Here is a 20443-nt window from a genome sequence, read left to right as displayed (position 1 = left end):
TAGTGAAAATCCTATAAATTGTAGTATAATTTTCAAAGATGAATGAAAGGCGTGAAGTCATTGAAAGACAAACAAGTGTATGCAGTAGTTGACCTTGAAACGACTGGAACAGATCCTACAAGTGATCGGATCATTCAGTTTGGATGCGTTCTCGTTCAAGATGGAAAGATTATTGCGAACTTTGCGACAGATGTGAATCCCAATCAAGTAGTACCAAAACAAATTCAAAGTTTAACTGGGATTAGTAATACGCAAGTTCAAAAAGCGCCTTATTTTGAAGATGTAGCACATACAATTTATCATTATCTGGAAGATACTATTTTTGTGGCGCATAACGTCCACTTTGATTATAATTTTTTAGCTCGTGAACTGGTACGGTGTGGCACGCCGCCACTTACTATTCCAGCCATTGATACAGTGGAATTGGCACAGATTTTTTTACCGACAGAAAAAAGTTTCCGTTTAAGTGATTTGTCGGAAAGCTTAGGTTTGTCTCATGAGAATCCCCATCAAGCAGATAGTGATGCGCAGGTTACAGCCGAACTTTTGTTATTAATTCAAGAAAAAATGAAATCTTTACCATTAGTCACTATGGAAAAAATTGCGGAATTAAGTCAACAGACAGCGCGGGAAACCAGTACTTTTATTCAACAAACGTATGAACAAATGAAAAAACAAGTCACACCATTAAATCCAGCTTATCAAGTGGTCAGTGGCATTGCTTTACGCAAAAAAGAAGTTCCTCTTTTTGAAGAAACGTTCTATCAGACTAGCACGTATCCCAAAACTAAAAAAGCCAAAGAAAAACTGTTTGGCGAACGTTTCGCTTATCGTGCGGAACAGAGTCGGATGATGAATTTAGTCTATGATCATTTTACAGAAGGAACGACAAAAGATTTATTTATTGAAGCGGCGACTGGAACGGGAAAAACATTAGGCTATCTGTTGCCGATGAGCTATTTAGCAACGCCAGAAAAACCAGTCATCATTTCAACAGTTTCGATTGTTTTACAAAATCAATTAGTGGAAAAAGATTTACCATTAGCCAATAAAATCTGCCAAGGGAAATTACGAGGCATTGTTATTAAAAGCCATCGACACTATCTTGATTTACAACGCTTTAAGGCAACGTTGAATCAGCCAACTCCGCAAAAACAATACGCTCTTTATCAAATGGGCGTTCTCGTCTGGTTGCTAGAAACAGAAACGGGCGATTTAGATGAACTACAATTGACGAATTTAAATCATTTATTCTGGAAAGAAGTTACACATCGCGGATTGGATTTTCTTTCAAAAAAAGATGAACTTTATGAAGTTGACTTTTTAAGACATCTGTATAAAAAAGTCGCTCAAAGTAACGTGTTGATTGTTAATCATGCATTTTTGGCGCAAGAGTCGCTAAGAAAACAACCGTTATTACCTGAAAGTCCGTGGCTAATTATTGATGAAGCACATCATTTACCAGACATCGCTAGTCGGATGGCAAGCGAACGAGTAAACAGTGTGATACTAAAAAAACAAGTCACGCATTTTATTGAAAAAGAACAACTTTTTGTTGCTTTACAGCAAATTTTTCAACAGTTTTCTGAAGAGCAGCGGTTTGTAAAAATTTATCAGCAAGGTTTACTGGATTTTGTGGATGAATGGCAAGATTTTCTTTTTGAATTGCATCGTTTATTTAGTAAAACGCAGAAGCGCATAGACCATCAGGAGTTGCTTTTAACCAAAGAACGTATTGATTATTTATCTGCTGCGGGAGAAAAACATAGTCAAACGCTCCAGCTTTTACTGCAGGAGTTGTTAACTATTCAAAGTAAGTTACAGCAAACAATTATGAGTCAGTTGGAAACCTTTAGTTTGGCTGATCGCATCGTTTTTGTTCGCTTGTTTCAATTTTTTGATGAAATTGAACGTATTCATCACTGTTTTACCATTTATCTTGATGATTGGCGTCCACGTTGGGTAAAAGAATATTTACCACAAAATGAAGACCATGGCTTGATTGAAATTCATAACTTAGAAGCTAGTTTGCTTCCTGAAACAAAGTGGTATCCGCGGTATGAACGAATTATTTATACAAGCGGCACATTGAAGTTTGGCAACAATAAAAAGTATTTACCGCAACGGTTAGGTTTAACAGAGGTGACGTTCAAAACCCTGCCAACGCCATATAACTATGCAGAAAATGCGCGAGTCTATGTACCGGAAGAAGCAGTAGCCATTCAAAATGCCTCTTCCTATGAAATGGGTCAATACATTTCAGATACCATTGAAAAATTGATGGCGCAAGAGGAACGTTCGATGTTGGTTCTTTTTACTTCGCATGAATTATTGTCCACCGTGTATCATCAAGTCCAGCCGAGATTATTGGAAAAAGGACAAGAGGTCCTCGCCCAAGGGATTAGCGGCAGTCGTGAAAAAATTCTTAAACGGTTCTCTAATGGAAAACCGAATGTCTTGCTAGGAGCCGATAGCTTTTGGGAAGGTGTGGACTTACCAGGAACAGCTTTACAGTTATTGATAGTCACGCGTTTACCTTTTGAAAACCCGAAACGACCACTTGTGCAAGCAAAATATGCGTATTTAGAAGCAGAAGGGATACAACCATTTGCTCAAGAAGCGGTACCGAAAGCAGCCTTACGTTTGCGACAAGCACTGGGCCGTTTAATCCGTTCTGAAGAAGACAGAGGGGCATTGCTGATTCTGGATCGTCGTTTAGTCACTGCAAAATATGGCAAACGATTAATCAAAGCGTTTCCCAAGGGACTCTCAGTAAAAGAAGCGCCCATGCCTGAAATTTTAGAAGAATTAAAGGAATTTTTAAACAAATAATCGATTATTTTTAGGTCATATTTGTGAAAGGCCGCTATTTTTCTGCTATAATAAGACCCAGTAAGTTTAGAGAGGATGGAAGGATTTTTGGAGGAATTAGAAGAAAAGAAAGAGAAGAAACGGATTACTGTCCTTTTAACCCTATTGGCAATCCTTTTAGCAATTCTTGTAACAATAATTATCTTTTTTGTACGAACCAATCAACCAATGGCTCAAGCCAAAAAAGAAGCAACCGCAATTGCCAAAACTTCTGCTAATTTAGAAACAGTTGATAAATTTTACTGGTTTACACGCAAAAATACGTATTTTACTTTAACCGGCAAAAATGATAAAGGCACAGAGATTATCGTGATTGTCCCTAAATCGGGAGAAAAAGTCACGGTCTTAAATCAAAAAGATGGTCAAACTGAACAACAAATAACAGACATTGTTGCTAAAGCACATCCCGATGAATCGGTGATGAAAGCTACGTTAGGGCTTTATGATAAGCGCCCTGCATGGGAAGTGGTCACCGAAAATGATCAAGGAGTACTAACATATTATCTTATGAGCTTTGATAAAGGCGAAGAGATCAACGTTGTCAAAGATATTTAATTTAGATAGGTTTTGATGAAAGTGGGAGTGAAAGGTGTATGAACGTATCAAATCGAGCACAGCAATTGACTCCTTCTGTTACATTAGCAGCTGCCGCCAAGGCGAAAGCATTAAAAGCAAAAGGTGTAGATGTTTTAAGCTTAACGGTTGGGGAACCAGATTTTGTAACCCCGAAAAATATTCAAAAAGCAGCAATTGCTTCAATTGAGGATGGAAGAGCAAGTTATTACACACCTTCTGGCGGCATTCCTGAATTAAAGCAAGCAATTGTCTCTTATGTGGAACGAGAATATCAACTTCGTTATCAACCCAAGCAAGTTATTGTGACAGATGGTGCCAAATATGCGCTGTATCTATTATTTCAAGCCATTTTGAACGTTGGGGACGAAGTGATTATCCCTGTCCCTTATTGGGTAAGTTATGGTGAACAAGTCAAATTAGCAGAAGGCAAGCCAGTATTTGTATCAAGCACGCAAGAGCAATCATTTAAAGTGTCAGTCGCACAATTAGAAGCTGTACGAACGGACAAAACAAAAGCAATCATTTTAAATTCACCATCTAACCCAACTGGTGTTATTTATACGGAAGAAGAATTACGCCAAATTGGTGAATGGGCAGTTGCTCATAATATCCTCATTATTGCAGATGATATTTATGGTCGTTTGGTGTACAATGGACATCGGTTCACACCAATTGCAACCATCTCAGAAGCAATTCGTCAACAGACAATCATTATTAATGGTGTTTCCAAAACATATGCAATGACAGGCTGGCGCATTGGTTTTGCAGTCGGTGATGAAAAAATTATTCAAGCAATGACACAACTCGCTTCACAATCCACCAGTAATCCAGTCGCGGTTAGCCAATATGCGGCAATTGAGGCTTTAACAGGTGAACAGTCGACAGTTGAAGACATGCGTCAGGCCTTTGAAAAACGCCTGAATCATATCTATCCAAAAGTAGCAGCTTTGCCAGGTGTTTCGCTAATAAAACCTGAAGGCGCATTTTATCTATTCCCGAATGTCAAAAAAACGTTAGAAATTTGTGGGTATGATAACGTGACTAATTGGGTGGAAGATTTATTACAAGAAGCGCATGTTGCTCTGGTAACAGGAGAAGGCTTTGGTGCACCAGAACATGTGCGGATGAGCTATGCGACAGATTTAATGACGTTAGAAAAAGCGATTGAGCGAATGAACGACTTTATAGAAAAGAAACGAATTCAGCACAACGCCTAAAAGAATAAACTAAGAAATGAACGGAGAGACAAACGTGGAACAAATTCAAATTATTGATTCAAACAAACATGTTGGAGAAACAGTAAAAATTGGCGCTTGGATTGCTAACAAACGCTCAAGCGGAAAAATTGCCTTTTTACAATTACGTGACGGGACAGCCTTTTTCCAAGGTGTCGTGTTCAAACCAAACTTCATTGAAGCCTTTGGTGAAGAAGCTGGTACAGAAAAATTCCAAGAAATTAAACATTTATCACAAGAAACAGCAGTCATGGTTACTGGTGTTATCAAAGAAGATAGCCGTTCTAAATTCGGCTATGAAATGGATATCACTGATTTAGAAGTCGTTGGCGCTTCAGAAGATTACCCAATTACGCCGAAAGAACACGGCACAGATTTCTTAATGGATCATCGTCATTTATGGTTACGTTCAAGCAAACAACATGCGATCATGTTAGTTCGTAACGAAATTATTCGTGCTACTTACGAGTTCTTTAACGAACAAGGATTCATTAAAATTGATAGCCCAATTTTAACAGGCTCAGCACCAGAAGGCACAACAGAATTATTTGAAACAGATTACTTCGGACAACCAGCATTCTTATCACAAACAGGTCAATTATATGCAGAAGCTGGTGCGATGGCATTTGGAAAAGTCTTTACTTTTGGACCAACCTTCCGTGCGGAAAAATCCAAAACTCGTCGTCACTTAACGGAATTCTGGATGATTGAACCGGAAATGGCATACACAACTCATGAAGAATCACTAGATATTCAAGAAGCCTACGTAAAACATTTAATTAAATCAGTATTGAAAAATCAACAATATCCATTGGATGTTTTAGAACGTGATACAGCGTTACTAGAGAAATATGTTTCGGAACCATTCAAACGTATTACTTACGATGATGCGATTGAGTTATTACAAAAAGAAGAAGCAAACAATGATTATGATCACATTGAATGGGGCGAAGACTTTGGTAGTCCACATGAAACCTTTATTTCAAATTACTATGGCGTTCCAACATTCATTTTAAATTATCCAAAAGCAATTAAAGCCTTCTATATGAAACCACATCCAACACGTGAAGATGTTGTAATTTGTGCCGATTTAATTGCACCAGAAGGTTATGGTGAAATTATCGGTGGTTCCGAGCGTGCAACTGATTATGATTATTTGAAAGAAAAAGTAGCTGAGTTTGGCTTATCTGAAGAAGAATACAGCTGGTATTTAGATTTACGTAAATACGGTTCTGTGCCACATTCCGGCTTCGGGTTAGGTTTAGAACGTGCTGTTACGTTCATTACTGGTAATGAACACATTCGTGAAGCGATTCCGTTCCCACGTATGTTAAACCGTATTTATCCATAGAGAACAAATAAAAAAGAGAACTTCGGCAAAAGCCGAAGTTCTTTTTTTTAATTCTGCCATAATTTTTGCATCTGGTCCAAAATATCAATGACTTCTGTCGTGAAAAATAAGGAGCGGTTGGGTTGTGTACCTTTGATTGCTTCAACCATATTGTAGATTTCATAATTCATGGATTCAGCTGAGTACCCAGAAACGATGGTCTCAACCGTACCGTCATTGTAGTGAACGATTGCTTCATCTGCACGTGGATAATCTGTAATGGTAATATAGGCATCTTCAAAAGCAACAATTCCTTGCTTTGGCATTTTTGCTTGGAATGTTAATGAAATAGTAGCCAACTCATTTTCTTTATTTCGAAGCAATGTCACCGATTGTTCATCAACGCCAGTAGAGAAGGGAACCATGCTAGAAGCTAAAACGTCTGGCTGTGAGCTGAGAAACCAACGAGCAAACGAAACCGCATAAGTACCAATATCTAACAATGCGCCGCCTGCTAAGTCAGGATTAAAAAAGCGATTTTTAGGATCGGGTTCTTTGTAACTTCCAAATGGTGCTTGAATCATTTTTACCTGACCAAATTTGCCAGCATCCATCAAGCGACGTAATTCATCGTATAGTGGCATGTTAAAAATAGTCATGGCTTCTGCTAAAATAAGGTCATTTTTTTCTGCAACTGCCAAGGCTTGTTTTAATTCTGCCGCGTTCATCGTAATAGCTTTTTCACACAACACATGTTTTCCGGCCTGGAGCGCTTTTAAAATGTGTTCAGCATGTTGTTTATTTGGCACTGCTATATAAACAACATCGATTGTTTCATCTGCTAGCAATTCTTCATAAGAACCATAGGCTTTAGGGATTGAATAATCAGCGGCAAATTGTTCTGCTTTAGACAATGTCCGTGAAGCAACAGCTGCAAGTTGGCTAGTTTCTTGTTTAAACGTTGAAGCAAATTCGTGGGCAATTCCACCTAATCCTACGATGCCCCATTGATATAATTTTTTTGTCAAAAGAAGTCCTCCTAATCTATGCAATTTCTTCAAATCTTCTTCATTATTTATTATACTGTAAACAAGAGAAATTAGAAAACAAGGACAATTTTGTAAATATGATAAAATCCAGAGATAAAAAGATGCTTTTTTTAGAGAATTTCAGTAAAATAGAAAATGGAGGCGAATGATTATGCATCAAGTTTATGTAGATATTATTGTTGACGCAATTATTGAACAGTATCAAACAGAAGAAAATTTTTACTCCGCTTATCAAATTCAAGCAGCCGATTGGCAAGCTTGGAAAGAAGGCCAATTTGGTTTGGACAATGAAGTCATGCAAAAAATTAAGAATTTGTTTACGGATTATGAGTGGATGCTGACTCAAAAAATACTCCGCCAAACCATCTTATTTCCGGAAAAACGTAACCTAGCTGTTTCGGAATATAAACGGTTAAAAACAACAATTGCCAAAAAATGGCTACAATCTGATTTGGGCGTTGTAGAATTAATTCCTAACAATAAACAAGAACAAGAAATTGCTGCTGGTTATATTGATTTGAAAGTGACGCTGGCCTATGGTGAATGGGGTTTTGATGATATTATTACATTCCGGTTACCAGCTACGATTCAACGACAATTGGAAGGTTCAAAAGTTGAATTATTAGATTGGGTCAATGAAAATCTGATGGATACTTACGTAGGTGAATAACGAATAGGAAGGATGGTCTTTTGAAATACACAATTGCTGGGATTTTATCTGTGATTATTATGTTTGGTGCGGTAATTTTTGTCTTTTTTGGCAAAAAGCCAGTTGAAGAATCTGTTCACACATCAACTGAAACAACAGTGAAATCATCCACTAAAATTTCTGAAAGTAGTACAGTTTCTTCAACTGCTACCACTGAATCAAGTACTGAAATCACGAGCGTAAGCAGTGATGAAAGTTGATAATTTTCTGTGAAAATGATACAATTATTCGGTTATAGTAACAAATGAAATCAATCACGAAAGTGAAAGATAGTGAAACATTTTATCGGAAAATAAAAGATGAAGTGGGGAATTAATGAAGTGAGCAACTATCAGAAAAAAAGAAAAAAGCAGCTGAATTTGCCAAAGTTATTCTTAGGCGTAGTTGTCGTCGGTTTGGCCTTTGTCTTTTCGTTATCTGTCCTTTCTGATTCAGATAAGGGACAAAGCGAGTCAGTCAATCGCCAAAATGAAAACATCTCAAAAGAAGAATTTGTTGCTGAAATCACACCGTATGCACGTGAATTACAAGAATCTTACGGGGTATTACCAAGTATTATTATGGGGCAAGCAGTTTTAGAATCAAATTTTGGACAAAGTCAATTAGCATCGAAATATAACAATCTTTTTGGGATTAAAGCATATGGCAATCAACCAAAAGTCAATTTAGAAACAAAAGAGTATGTCAATGAGGACTGGATTACGATTCAGGGTGATTTTCGAGTTTATGACAATTGGGAAGAATCCATGCGAGATCATACCAAGTTATTTGTTGATGGGGTCGATTGGGATCCAAATTTATATGAAAAAGTCTTGTTAGCCAAAAATTATAAAGAGGCTGCACAAGCGCTTCAAGATGCTGGATACGCAACGGATCCTACATACGCTGATAAGATCATTCATGTAATTGAAGAATACAATTTAAATAAATACGACCGTTAAGCATGGAGGAACGATGACAATGAGCGAAAAGTGGATTCCAGAAATTATGACGCCGCTGAAACAAGATATTGTAAAAATGCCAGAGATTATTCGGCAAGCCAGTGGCATTAAAATTTTTGGCCGTAAAATAAAATCAATTATTTTTACGACAGATATTGCGATTATCCGCAATACGGATGCACAGGCAGTGATTGCTGTATATCCTTTTACACCGCATCCAGCGATTACAAAAGGCATTATTGAAGCAGCGGATATTCCTGTCTTTTCAGGAGTCGGCGGCGGTTTAACGCAAGGCATGCGTTCTGCTTATATGAGTTTATTTGCAGAAGCACAAGGCTCAATGGGTGTCGTTTTGAATGGTCCTACACCAATTGAAACAATTAAAATGGTGGATGAAGCAATCGATATTCCTATTATCAGCACAGTAACTTCTATTCATACACCAATTGATGAAAAACTTGCGGCTGGCGTGGATATGATTAATATCAGCGCAGGAAAAGACACTGCAGCCACCGTACGCTATTTCCGTGGCAAGTATCCAGAATTACCGATTATTGCAACAGGAGGACCAACTGAATCGAGTATTCATGAAACCATTATCGCCGGAGCGAATGCTATTACATATACGCCCCCTAGTAACGGTGAATTATTCAGCAAAAAAATGAAAAAATATCGTGAACAAGAAAAAGCAACCGATGAAGAATAAAAAACGCTTTGGCAGCCGATCCTGCCAAAGCGTTTTTGGCTATTTAATGTTCGCTTTTACGGAACAATGGAAGAATGAACCAATTATTTGAAAATTCTAATGAAAAAAAGTTGTTAAACCATTGAAAGTTAGAGATTTTTGTACTATCCTAGAGAAACATAGAAGCTTGTATAAGGTCAAAATACGGTTGACCGTCTCTACCCAGCACCGTAAATGCTGGTCTATAAGTGAAGAAGAGCGGATAGCCCTTTTTTGCTTTGGCAAAATGGGCTTTTTTCTTTTGTTAGAACACGAATATAAATAGCACTTTGTTTTATTTCGTTCGTTTTTAACGAACCGTCCTTTCCTCAGGATGAGAACAAAGCATCTATCGAAAAATAAGTAAAGGAGTTCATATTGTGAAGGAATTAGTCGAACGTATTAAAAATGATGGCCGTGTATTAGGTGAAGGTGTTTTAAAAGTAGATAGTTTTATTACGCACCAAGTGGATCCAGAATTGATGGAGGCTATGGGTAATCGTTTTGCTGAGGTTTTCGCAGAAGCAGGCATTACCAAAGTAATTACAATTGAAGCATCAGGAATCGCTCCTGCCTTATACGCAGCGCAAAAATTAGGCGTGCCAATGATCTTCGCTCGTAAGGCAAAAAGTTTAACCATGGATGAAGAGCTCTTAACGGCTTCAGTTTATTCATTTACAAAACAAGTGACAAGTCAAATTTCCATTTCAAGAAAATTTTTATCTGATGCTGATAAAGTGTTGATTATTGATGACTTTTTAGCTAACGGACAAGCTGCCAAAGGATTGGTAGAATTATGCCAACAGGCTGGTGCAAAGGTTGAAGGAATTGGTATCGTAATTGAAAAATCATTCCAAGATGGTCGTCAGTTATTAGAAGACATGGGCTTAAATGTAGTCTCTTTAGCACGTATTGCTTCATTAAGTGAAGGAACGGTGACGTTTTTAGAGGAGGATGCATAATCTTGGAAACAAAACAATTGAATACACCACAACAGACGGAAACACCAAATGGGAAAGCCGCCGTTTTAGGATTGCAACATTTATTAGCGATGTATGCTGGAGCAGTTGCCGTACCTTTATTAATCGGAACCGGCTTGAATTTTGATTCGCAACAAATGACGTATTTGATTTCAATCGATATTTTTATGTGCGGCGTTGCGACACTTTTACAATTAACGGTGAATAAGTTTTTTGGGATTGGCTTGCCAGTCGTTTTAGGTTGTGCCATTCAAGCAGTTGCGCCTTTAATCATGATTGGTACGAACAAAGGGGTTGGTGCAATTTACGGTTCAATTATTGCTTCGGGCATTTTTGTCGTTCTTATTGCAGGATTTTTCTCAAAAATTAAACGTCTATTTCCGCCTTTAGTCACCGGCACAGTCATTACAGTTATTGGTTTGACCTTAATTCCTGTTGCTGTTGAAAAAATGGGTGGCGGCTTAGCAACGGACAAAAGTTTTGGTGATCCTAAAAACTTGCTCCTCGCATTTGTAACAATTGCCTTAATCATTGTTGTGCAAGTTTGGGGACGTGGCTTTATCAAGTCAATTGCCGTGTTAATCGGCCTAGTCGGCGGCACAATTTTAGCTGCGTTTCTGGGATTAGTGGATTTATCTCCTGTTGGTCAAGCTACGTGGTTTCATTTTCCACAGCCATTTTATTTTGGCAAACCAACGTTTGATCTTTCTTCTATTGTGTTGATGATTATTATTTCAATTGTTAGTATGGTTGAATCAACAGGTGTTTATTTTGCCTTAGGAGATATTACAGGGAAGAAAATTGGCGAAGATGATTTACGTCGTGGGTATCATGCAGAAGGTTTAGCCGTCATTTTAGGGGGGATTTTTAATACGTTTCCTTATACAGGTTTCTCTCAAAATGTCGGGTTAGTTCAATTATCTGGGATCAAAACACGTCGACCAATTTATTTTTCTGCTTTTTTCTTAATTATTTTAGGCTTATTACCAAAAATTGGTGCGATGGCCCAAATTATCCCAGAGCCGGTTTTAGGCGGCGGAATGCTGGTTATGTTTGGAATGGTGGCTGTCCAAGGAATGCGCATGTTGTCAAAAGTTGACTACTCAAATGACAAAAATTTATTAATTATTGCCATCTCGATTGGCTTTGGTTTAGGCTTTAATATTATGCCGACGCTCTTTAATAAAGTACCAGAAACTGTTAGCATGTTTACTGGTAATGGAATTGTCATGAGCAGCATTACCGCAATTATTTTAAATCTTTTATTCAATGGTTTAAAAGAAACCTCAGAAAGTAACGAATAGTTTCAAAAAAGTATGATAGATAAGGTCAGGTGGCTTTTCTTTCATACTTTTTTGACCTAATCATCGTTTAGAAAAATTTAATGTTTTCATCAATCTGAAGAGAAAAAGAGAAAAAAGCTTGGTTACAAAGAGACGAGTAGTAAGTTACCGCTGTTTTATCCTAAAGTATGTTAATAAATTCTGATGAGAAAACCTAATGGAAACACTGCTGGCACTTGAAGTTGAGCCTTTTTCCTTGTATCATGTAAAAAGAGCACTCTTAAAGGCTAGACTGCGACGAGAAACCGCAGAAGGATTTTAAGGATAAAACTGTGATGGAAAGTTGTGATGAACTTGGATAAACCACTATTACCTGGTCAAGTGATTGGTATCATTGGTGGCGGACATTTAGCAAAAATGATGGCCCTTAGTGCAAGAGAAATGGGGTTTCGAGTGGGTGTGCTAGATCCACAAATTGATTGTCCTGCTGCACAAGTTGCCGATTGGCAATTATTAGGAGCATATAATGATCCTGAAGCGTTAGAGAAATTGGCAAAACGTGCCCAAGTGATTACGTATGAATTTGAACATGCAGATGTTGATGCGTTAACAGCGATTCAACATTTAGCGAATATACCACAAGGAACAGACATTTTAGCGATTACGCAAGATCGCTTAATGGAAAAAAGTTTCCTGGAAGATAATAATATTGTGATTGCACCTTATGCAACGATTGTTAGTCCGACTGATATTCAAGAAGCAATTGATGGCATTGGTTATCCGTGTATCTTGAAGAATACGCGAGGGGAAGGTCGTTATGTACTACATAGTACTTCAGACTTAGCGCCATCCATGAATCTTCTGAGAGAAGGAACCTGTGTCTTGGAAGCTTGGATTCCTTACGAAAAAGAATTATCTGTTCTGATTTCTGGTAATGGTCGTGGCGAATTTGCGACATTTCCAGTTGTGGAAACAATTAAAAAAGAGCGTAAGCTACATGAAACGATTGCGCCAGCCCGAATTGATGAAGAAGTCAGTGGTGAGTTGCAACGAATTGCTAAGGTGATTGCTAAAGCAGTTGGTTTAGTCGGCACTCTTTCAATTGAAATGTTTTATACAGAAACAGGCGGGATTTATGTAAATAAAATTTTACCTCGTCCAGAAGATGCTGGGAATTTTTCAATAGATGCTTGTTCTTTTAGCCAATATGATACGCATATTCGTGGTTTATGTAATTGGCCAATGCCAACGATTCAACTGTTGTCTGAAGCAGTCACGGTCAATGTGCTTGGAAATGAGGCCTATGAAACGATGGACATTATTAATGAACATCCAGATTGGCATTTCCACTATTATGGCCACAGTGAAGCAAAAGCGCAACGAGCGATGGGGCATATTACTATATTAACCAAAGAAATCGATGAAACACTGGAAGAAATTAAAGAAACAAAGATTTGGTCGTAATTATTTTTCAAAAATTGAGGAGTAAAGAGGGGATAAGGCACAATGATTGATCGTTATACAAGACCCGAAATGGGCGCAATTTGGACAGATGAGAACCGCTACAAGGCATGGCTAGAAGTTGAAATTTTGGCGGATGAAGCTTGGGCAGAACTTGGCGAAATTCCTAAAGAAGATGTACAAAAAATCCGAGAAAATGCATCATTTGATGTTGCACGTATTTTAGAAATTGAAGCAGAAACACGTCATGATGTTGTCGCTTTTACTCGTGCCGTTTCAGAAACGCTTGGTGAAGAGCGAAAATGGGTACACTATGGGTTAACCAGCACAGATGTTGTGGATACTGCCTATGGTTATCTATTGAAACAGGCGAATGATATTTTACGGAAAGATTTACAAACATTTACGGAGATTGTCGGAGCCAAAGCCAAAGAGTATAAACATACGGTCATGATGGGAAGAACGCATGGTGTTCATGCAGAACCGACTACATTTGGTTTGAAATTAGCGTTGTGGTATTCTGAAATGAAACGCAACATTGAACGTTTTGAACATGCAGCCAAAGGTGTCGAAGCGGGTAAAATCAGTGGAGCCGTAGGTACCTTTGCCAATATTTCACCATTTGTTGAAGAATATGTTTGCGAACATTTGGGGATCCGTGCTCAAGAGATTTCGACACAAGTTTTACCACGTGATTTACATGCAGAATATGTTTCTGCCATGGCATTAATTGCGACAAGTATTGAAAAATTTGCAACAGAAATTCGTGGTCTACAAAAATCAGAAACACGTGAAGTAGAAGAATTTTTTGCAAAAGGACAAAAAGGATCTTCGGCAATGCCGCATAAACGGAATCCAATTGGTTCTGAAAATATGACTGGTTTGGCACGTGTGATTCGTGGTCATGTCATTACTGCCTTTGAAAATGTGAGTTTATGGCATGAACGAGATATTTCTCACTCGTCTGCTGAACGGATTATTATTCCCGATACGACGATTTTACTAAATTACATGTTGAATCGTTTTGGTAATATTGTCAAAAACTTAACGGTCTTCCCAGAAAATATGAAACGTAACATGGATGCGACCTATGGTCTAATTTACAGCCAACGTGTCTTGTTAAAATTGATTGATCATGGCATGACACGTGAAGAAGCGTATGATCTGGTCCAACCAAAAACAGCTTACGCATGGGATCATCAAACGGCGTTCCGTCCGTTGCTAGATGCGGATGAAAAAATTACTTCTGTCTTATCAAAAGAAGAGCTAGATGATGCCTTTGATTACCATTATCATTTAAAAAATGTTGACACGATTTTTGAACGTGTTGGTTTAGGATAACAAGAAAGCGAGAAGAAGGATGATTCTTCTCGCTTTTCTCTTATAATGTTATAAACTGAAGGATTAAAAAACAAACGTATTGTTAAATACGTTTGTTTTTTTCTATACTTTTTTCGATTTATCCTTTATAATGTAACTTAAATAGTTACATTAACTATTTAATGCAAACAAAGGAGGAGAAGTATGGATAAACAACAGCGAGGCATTCAAGTGATTAGAATTTGGCTAGGGGTGACGATGCTAATTCATGGAGTGATGAAAGTAACGTCATTGGAAGATGCTTTAGCGTTTTTTGCTAGTATTGGTTTGCCAAGTCTTTTTGTTTATGGTGTAGCAGCAATTGAATTAATTGGTGGATTATTTATGATTATTGGCTTTTTAATTCCTTTGGTATCAGTAGGATTCATAGCAGTTTTAGTCGGAGCTATTTTTCTTTTGGTTTGGCAAGTGGTTTTAGTGGTTATGAGTACGAATTATTTTTAGCGATAACCAGTTTGGCTATTTTGATTAGCTATGCCGATAAAAAGTATCTTACGTTAAAACTTTATTTTTAATAAATCAAAGCAATAAAGAGTTGGTCAAACTAGTTGTGATTGCGAAAAAAGCCCTAAAACAGTGATATTTAGTTGTTTTAGGTTTTTTTTATCAAAAAGGTCAAAAAAGGTCAATTTATTTGTTGACCTTTACTGACCAATGGGGTATAATAAATTTATAAGGTTTACGAATACCTTAACTTTTGAAGAAATCCATCAAAAGTCGGATAATAATAATTGTAAAGAATGTTAAAATAAAAAAGAGAAAACAATAAACGGGAGGGATCGTTTATGAATATTGAAAAAATGACAACCACGCTTCAAGAGGCGATTGCTGAAGCTCAAAAAGTTGCGGTGACACGGCAACATCAAGAAATTGATATCGCACATTTATGGAAAATTTTTCTTCAACCAAACCATTTTGGGCGTAATTTTTACACAGATGCTGGTTTAGATGTTGACGCATTTGAACGAGAAGTAGATAACGCGTTAGATGAATATCCAAGTGTGGCAGGCGGTAATGTACAATATGGTCAAAATTTAAGTCAAAATTTGTTCCATTTATTGCAAGAAGCTGATTCACTTCGAGAAGAATTCCAAGATGAATTTTTATCAACCGAAATTGTACTTTTAGCTTTAATGAAATTGAAAAATTATCGTTTAACAAAATATTTAATGCAACAAGGCATTACGGAAAAAGAGTTAAGAAAAAATATTGAAGAGATGAGAGGAGGAGATCGTGTGACTTCTCAAAACCAGGAAGAACAATATAAAGCACTAGAAAAATACGGTGTTGACTTAGTACAACAAGTAAAAGCAGGAAAACAAGATCCAATCATTGGTCGTGACGAAGAAATTCGTGACGTTATTCGGATTTTATCAAGAAAAACTAAAAATAATCCAGTCTTAATTGGTGAACCAGGTGTTGGTAAAACAGCGATTGTTGAAGGATTAGCACAACGAATCGTTCGTAAAGATGTTCCCGAAAACTTAAAAGATAAAACCATTTTTTCTTTAGATATGGGTGCCTTAATTGCGGGAGCAAAATTCCGTGGCGAATTTGAAGAACGGTTAAAAGCTGTTTTAAAAGAAGTGAAAAAAAGTGATGGCAAAATCATTTTATTCATTGATGAAATTCATAATATCGTCGGAGCTGGTAAAACTGAAGGCAGTATGGACGCCGGGAATTTATTAAAACCGATGCTAGCACGTGGTGAATTGCATTTAATCGGTGCCACAACGCTTGATGAATATCGCCAATATATGGAAAAAGATAAAGCCTTAGAACGTCGTTTCCAAAAAGTATTAGTCAAAGAACCAACAGTAGAAGATACAATTTCTATTTTGCGTGGCTTAAAAGAACGATTTGAAATTCACCACGGCGTGAATATTCATGACAATGCTTTAGTTGCTGCCGCTACTTTATCCGATCGCTATATTACTGATCGTTTCTTACCAGATAAAGCGATTGACTTAGTCGATGAAGCAAGCGCAACGATTCGAGTGGAAATGAATTCGATGCCAACAGAGCTCGATCAAGTAACACGTCGGTTAATGCAACTAGAAATTGAAGAAGCGGCCTTGAAAAAAGAATCGGATGATGCAAGTAAAAAACGGTTAGCCAACTTGCAAGAAGAATTAGCAGATTTGCGTGAAGAAGCCAACTCAATGAAAATGCAATGGGAAACGGAAAAAGAAGAAGTTAATGCGGTTTCCAATAAACGTGCAGAGATTGATAAAGCAAAACACGAATTAGAAGATGCTGAAAATAATTATGATTTAGAACGAGCTGCTGTTTTGCGTCATGGAACAATTCCGCAATTAGAACATGAATTGAAAGAATTGGAAGAAAAGAACGCTAAAGATAACGTCAAAATGGTACAAGAATCGGTTACTGAAAACGAAATTGCGCAAGTGGTCGGTCGTTTAACTGGCATTCCTGTGACAAAATTAGTTGAAGGCGAACGAGAAAAATTAATGAAACTGAATGAAACATTACACAAACGTGTGATTGGTCAAGATGAAGCCGTCGATGCTGTTAGTGATGCGGTGATTCGTTCAAGAGCAGGCTTACAAGATCCAAATCGCCCACTTGGTTCGTTCCTTTTCCTAGGACCAACTGGTGTTGGTAAAACAGAACTTGCTAAAGCTTTAGCTGAAGATTTGTTTGATTCTGAAGATCATATGGTACGGATTGACATGAGTGAATACATGGAAAAACATGCCGTGTCTCGTTTGGTTGGTGCCCCTCCAGGCTATATTGGTTATGAAGAAGGTGGCCAGTTAACAGAAGCTGTTCGTCGAAACCCTTATACAATTGTCTTATTAGACGAAATTGAAAAAGCGCACCCAGATGTCTTTAATATCTTATTACAAGTTTTAGATGATGGTCGTTTGACAGATTCTAAAGGTCGGGTCGTTGATTTTAAAAATACGGTTTTAATTATGACAAGTAACATCGGCTCTCAGCTTTTATTGGAAGGTGTGACACCTGAAGGAACAATTCCCGAAGAAGTTGAAAATCAAGTCATGAATATTCTAAAAGGACACTTTAAACCAGAGTTCTTAAACAGAATTGATGATACTATTTTATTTACACCATTAAGCTTGGATAATGTGAAAGGAATCATTGGTAAAATGACCGCACAACTTGCTCATCGTTTAGAGCAACAAGAAATTGTGTTGGAAATCACTGATGAAGCTAAAACATGGATTGCCGAAAATGGGTATGAGCCAGCTTATGGAGCTCGTCCGTTAAAACGTTTCATTACTCGCGAAGTCGAAACACCATTAGCAAAAGAAATTGTTTCTGGACGAGTAATGCCAAAAACAAAAGTCACGATTAGTCTATTAGACAATCAATTAGTTTTTGAAAATGAACCGATAGAAGAAGTATAAAAATAATTTTTAAATAGAAATTCATGCTAATGGATTTGGTGGATACAACAAGTTAAAAATATAGAGAAAGTGCGCTTCCTAAGAAAAGGGGGTGCGCTTTTTTGAGCGTTGTGAAATAAAAACTAGAATTAGACGATTATTATTTAAGGAAGAAGTATATTCATTAAAAAACTTCAGGTTTTCTTGAAACCAAAGCAGAAGTTTGATTTCAATTTTTAAAAGGGAATGCAGATGAGGTGGATATTAGAAAGACTTTCTACGTATTGAACACGTTAAAAGTTGGTTACTATTAGTTTTTTCAAATAAAGAAGATAATGAGTGTTTAAAAAAGGAAGTAGTTATTTTTTCAATACCAACATGGGAGATATAAGGTAATCAAAATAGCAAAAGTATTGAAATAAAGAGATATTGTATTCAGTAGCAAATGACTCTGACTTTAATAAAAAGTATAAAGAAATTTTTAATAGAGCAGATTTTTATGCTCTATTTTTTGTTGCTTTTAATACAATGCAATTGGCCGTTACCTACCAAGTTCTACTTTTATCAGAATGTGAAATATCATCTAATTTTGTAGTAAAAAGTTGTCCATAAATAATTGGCAAATTATTTCTTAATGGTGTATCTTGCTATTGAGATAAAAAGCTAGCCTATTCCACTTTTCTGGGACAGAATAATATTGGCTTTTCCGTTTTCTCAAGAACATCTTTATTAAACTTTAAAAAAATATTGACATATCTTTTTATCTAAATAGTGAGAAATACCTACGCTGTTTCGATGTTTGTGAACAATGTTTATTTGTAAGTAAAAGCTATAATGTAAAAAAACAATTATTTGAGGACTATTATTTTACGTTAAATTGAAGGATTGAAAAAGGTATAAGTTGGTTTTGCGTAGACTAGGGGAATCTATATATCAATCACAATAACGCATTTTTTATTATTTATTAGTGAAAAAAACTATCTTTTAGATAAATCATAAACAAATTTTTGATTTGCTTAATTTTATAATTAGAATAGAAAATATATTGACTATTATAGAAACAATGGTTAAAATTAAATTAAGATTATAAATGGATAGGAGTTTAAGGTGGAATTGATAGGTATTTTATTATCTTTGTCTTTTTTAGTTTTAATGAGTTTTAAAAGAGTGAATATAGTTGTAGGAACAATAGTTTCTAGTTTTATTGTTATTTTTACCAATAAAATGGATATAGAGATTGCATTTTTTGGAGAAACTAATTCTTATATAGCCGGAATAAAAGAGTTTGTAGGGAATTATATAATTCTTTTTCTGTTAAGTTCTATACTATCAAGTTATTTTTTAGAATCAGGTGCATCTGAATGCATCGCAGAAAAAATTATTTCAAAGATAGGTGTGAAAAATAGATTTTCTATGTTAATTGTTTTATACAGTATAAGTGCTTTGCTAACATATGCGGGGATTAACATCTTTGTAGTATTTTTTATTCTAATACCAATGAGTTTTCAATTATTTAAAAAAGTGAATATTCCTTGGGAAATGGTAACATTACCTATTTTTCTTGGTGGGGCAACATTCACAATGACTATGTTACCAGGAAGTCCATCAATCCAGAATAATATTCCAATAAAATATTTAGGAACTTCTGTTTTTTCAGCTCCAGGTATAGGCTTAATAAGCTCAATAGTTTGTGTACTTTTTTCTATTTTCTTTATGAGTAGGGAACTTAAGAAACAAAAAAATAATAACTATGTGTATCCAAAAGTCTTTGAAAAATCAAATAATCAATTAAAAAAAATAAGTCTTTTTGCTTCGATCATACCTGTAATAATTTTATTTTCAACTATAAGTCTATTTGGGATATTTTCAGATGTAAACGGAGTATATCCAGCAATGGTTTTATCAATAATATATTTTATGATAGTTCATAGGGATATGGATGCGCTGAACAGAGGAGTGATGAATGCTTTTGCACCGTTAATCTATACAGCTTCGTCTATGGGATTTGGCAATGTAATAGCTGAATCAGATATTTTCAAAAATTTTTTTCAACTACTTTCGAATAATAGTAATTCCATTGTGAGTTTAAATCTCATATCAATTTTTTTTGGTGGGATGACGGCTTCTTCTTCAAGTAGTATTGCAATTATAATGGAGAACTTTAGTTCATATTATTTAGATTCTGGTATTCCTAAGGAAGTTATTCATAGAGTAGGCGTTATGTCATCAGCTGTTTTAGCAAATATGCCATACTGTGGTATCGTATCTGCCGTATTCAAAATGTCTGAAATAGATTATAAAAGAGGATTTAGGTATGTATTTTTAGGATTCACAATTGCTCATATTTTTTCATTAATAATTGCTAATATACTTGTATATTTTTTTTATTGAAGTAAAAAAAATTTGCTTAGTTAGTAGTAACATCTGTTAACAATTTAAAATTATTTAACATTACATATGCAGAAATTTTTGAGAAAAATCCTTGAAAGATACTATTAAAATATAATAATTATACTTCGTATAATTGATTTTG

15 protein-coding genes, 1 pseudogene and 1 riboswitch are annotated in these 20443 nt (G+C 36.2%); of the genes and pseudogenes, 15 read left to right on the top strand and 1 reads right to left on the bottom strand.

Translation table 11 applies throughout. From position 1 onward, the window contains the following. The first annotated feature begins 42 nt into the window (after positions 1-42). From IGL13_RS08950 to asnS, 4 genes are all read left to right on the top strand, one after another. Positions 43-2832 carry an ATP-dependent DNA helicase DinG gene (locus IGL13_RS08950; protein ID WP_002378534.1) on the top strand — a complete coding sequence of 930 codons (2790 nt, stop codon included), beginning with the start codon at positions 43-45 and terminating at the stop codon, positions 2830-2832. 75 nt (positions 2833-2907) lie between these two features. Continuing rightward, positions 2908-3426: a DUF5590 domain-containing protein gene (locus IGL13_RS08945; protein WP_002388294.1), complete on the top strand. Its 519-nt coding sequence runs from the start codon at positions 2908-2910 to the stop codon at positions 3424-3426. A 38-nt stretch (positions 3427-3464) separates the two neighbouring features. Continuing rightward, the gene (locus IGL13_RS08940; protein WP_002359774.1) at positions 3465-4664 is read left to right on the top strand and encodes a pyridoxal phosphate-dependent aminotransferase; all 1200 of its coding nucleotides are present in this window, start codon (positions 3465-3467) and stop codon (positions 4662-4664) included. A 16-nt stretch (positions 4665-4680) separates the two neighbouring features. Further along, positions 4681-6033, top strand: coding sequence for an asparagine--tRNA ligase (asnS, locus tag IGL13_RS08935; RefSeq protein WP_002376912.1), 1353 nt, complete (start codon positions 4681-4683; stop codon positions 6031-6033). A gap of 47 nt (positions 6034-6080) precedes the next feature. Here the strand turns inward: asnS and IGL13_RS08930 are convergent, their stop codons facing one another. Further along, positions 6081-7040 carry a Gfo/Idh/MocA family protein gene (locus tag IGL13_RS08930; RefSeq protein ID WP_002401915.1) on the bottom strand — a complete coding sequence of 320 codons (960 nt, stop codon included), beginning with the start codon at positions 7038-7040 and terminating at the stop codon, positions 6081-6083. A 166-nt stretch (positions 7041-7206) separates the two neighbouring features. Here IGL13_RS08930 and IGL13_RS08925 point away from each other — a divergent pair, with 166 nt between their 5' ends. The 11 genes and pseudogenes from IGL13_RS08925 to IGL13_RS08875 all read left to right on the top strand — a co-directional run bounded on the left by IGL13_RS08925 (position 7207) and on the right by IGL13_RS08875 (position 20301). Beyond that, complete coding sequence (locus IGL13_RS08925) at positions 7207-7731, top strand: hypothetical protein (RefSeq protein ID WP_002382789.1); 525 nt, start codon at positions 7207-7209, stop codon at positions 7729-7731. A gap of 59 nt (positions 7732-7790) precedes the next feature. Then, on the top strand, positions 7791-7970 hold the full coding sequence (locus IGL13_RS08920; protein ID WP_002384259.1) for a hypothetical protein: 180 nt from the start codon (positions 7791-7793) through the stop codon (positions 7968-7970). A gap of 99 nt (positions 7971-8069) precedes the next feature. Beyond that, entirely contained in the window at positions 8070-8711 is a 642-nt protein-coding gene (locus IGL13_RS08915) for a glycoside hydrolase family 73 protein (RefSeq protein WP_194180182.1), read from the top strand. 19 nt (positions 8712-8730) lie between these two features. Continuing rightward, complete coding sequence (locus tag IGL13_RS08910) at positions 8731-9417, top strand: hydrolase (RefSeq protein WP_002356802.1); 687 nt, start codon at positions 8731-8733, stop codon at positions 9415-9417. 146 nt (positions 9418-9563) lie between these two features. Further along, positions 9564-9661, top strand: a riboswitch (purine riboswitch). A 154-nt stretch (positions 9662-9815) separates the two neighbouring features. Further along, positions 9816-10397 (top strand): xanthine phosphoribosyltransferase, encoded by a 582-nt coding sequence (locus IGL13_RS08905; protein WP_002356804.1) that lies wholly within the window; start codon positions 9816-9818, stop codon positions 10395-10397. Between the two features lie 2 nt (positions 10398-10399). After that, entirely contained in the window at positions 10400-11719 is a 1320-nt protein-coding gene (locus tag IGL13_RS08900) for a nucleobase:cation symporter-2 family protein (RefSeq protein ID WP_002382793.1), read from the top strand. Positions 11720-12046: 327 nt separating this feature from the next. Next, on the top strand, positions 12047-13162 hold the full coding sequence (gene purK / locus IGL13_RS08895) for a 5-(carboxyamino)imidazole ribonucleotide synthase (protein ID WP_002394696.1): 1116 nt from the start codon (positions 12047-12049) through the stop codon (positions 13160-13162). A gap of 42 nt (positions 13163-13204) precedes the next feature. Continuing rightward, positions 13205-14500, top strand: a complete 1296-nt coding sequence (gene purB / locus IGL13_RS08890; RefSeq protein ID WP_002356808.1) for an adenylosuccinate lyase — start codon at positions 13205-13207, stop codon at positions 14498-14500. 183 nt (positions 14501-14683) lie between these two features. Beyond that, positions 14684-15054, top strand: a pseudogene (locus IGL13_RS08885) (DoxX family protein). A gap of 270 nt (positions 15055-15324) precedes the next feature. Continuing rightward, entirely contained in the window at positions 15325-17931 is a 2607-nt protein-coding gene (clpB, locus tag IGL13_RS08880) for an ATP-dependent chaperone ClpB (RefSeq protein WP_002362158.1), read from the top strand. Positions 17932-19017: 1086 nt separating this feature from the next. After that, complete coding sequence (locus IGL13_RS08875; protein WP_430604582.1) at positions 19018-20301, top strand: GntP family permease; 1284 nt, start codon at positions 19018-19020, stop codon at positions 20299-20301. Positions 20302-20443: the final 142 nt, after the last annotated feature.

Source organism: Enterococcus sp. DIV1937 (assembly GCF_050535975.1).
Taxonomy (GTDB): domain Bacteria; phylum Bacillota; class Bacilli; order Lactobacillales; family Enterococcaceae; genus Enterococcus; species Enterococcus faecalis.
Note: the sequence above shows the minus strand (reverse complement) of the source record. Positions and strands in the feature narration are given on the sequence as shown.

Excerpts from the sequence above, each read along its gene's own strand:
- IGL13_RS08945 (WP_002388294.1), top strand. The coding sequence starts at position 2,908 with ATGGAAGGATTTTTGGAGGAATTAGAAGAAAAGAAAGAGAAGAAACGG.
- IGL13_RS08915 (WP_194180182.1), top strand. The coding sequence starts at position 8,070 with ATGAAGTGGGGAATTAATGAAGTGAGCAACTATCAGAAAAAAAGAAAA.
- IGL13_RS08910 (WP_002356802.1), top strand. The coding sequence starts at position 8,731 with ATGAGCGAAAAGTGGATTCCAGAAATTATGACGCCGCTGAAACAAGAT.
- IGL13_RS08925 (WP_002382789.1), top strand. The coding sequence starts at position 7,207 with ATGATTATGCATCAAGTTTATGTAGATATTATTGTTGACGCAATTATT.
- clpB (WP_002362158.1), top strand. The coding sequence starts at position 15,325 with ATGAATATTGAAAAAATGACAACCACGCTTCAAGAGGCGATTGCTGAA.
- IGL13_RS08940 (WP_002359774.1), top strand. The coding sequence starts at position 3,465 with ATGAACGTATCAAATCGAGCACAGCAATTGACTCCTTCTGTTACATTA.
- IGL13_RS08920 (WP_002384259.1), top strand. The coding sequence starts at position 7,791 with ATGTTTGGTGCGGTAATTTTTGTCTTTTTTGGCAAAAAGCCAGTTGAA.
- purB (WP_002356808.1), top strand. The coding sequence starts at position 13,205 with ATGATTGATCGTTATACAAGACCCGAAATGGGCGCAATTTGGACAGAT.
- purK (WP_002394696.1), top strand. The coding sequence starts at position 12,047 with ATGAACTTGGATAAACCACTATTACCTGGTCAAGTGATTGGTATCATT.
- IGL13_RS08950 (WP_002378534.1), top strand. The coding sequence starts at position 43 with ATGAAAGGCGTGAAGTCATTGAAAGACAAACAAGTGTATGCAGTAGTT.
- asnS (WP_002376912.1), top strand. The coding sequence starts at position 4,681 with ATGAACGGAGAGACAAACGTGGAACAAATTCAAATTATTGATTCAAAC.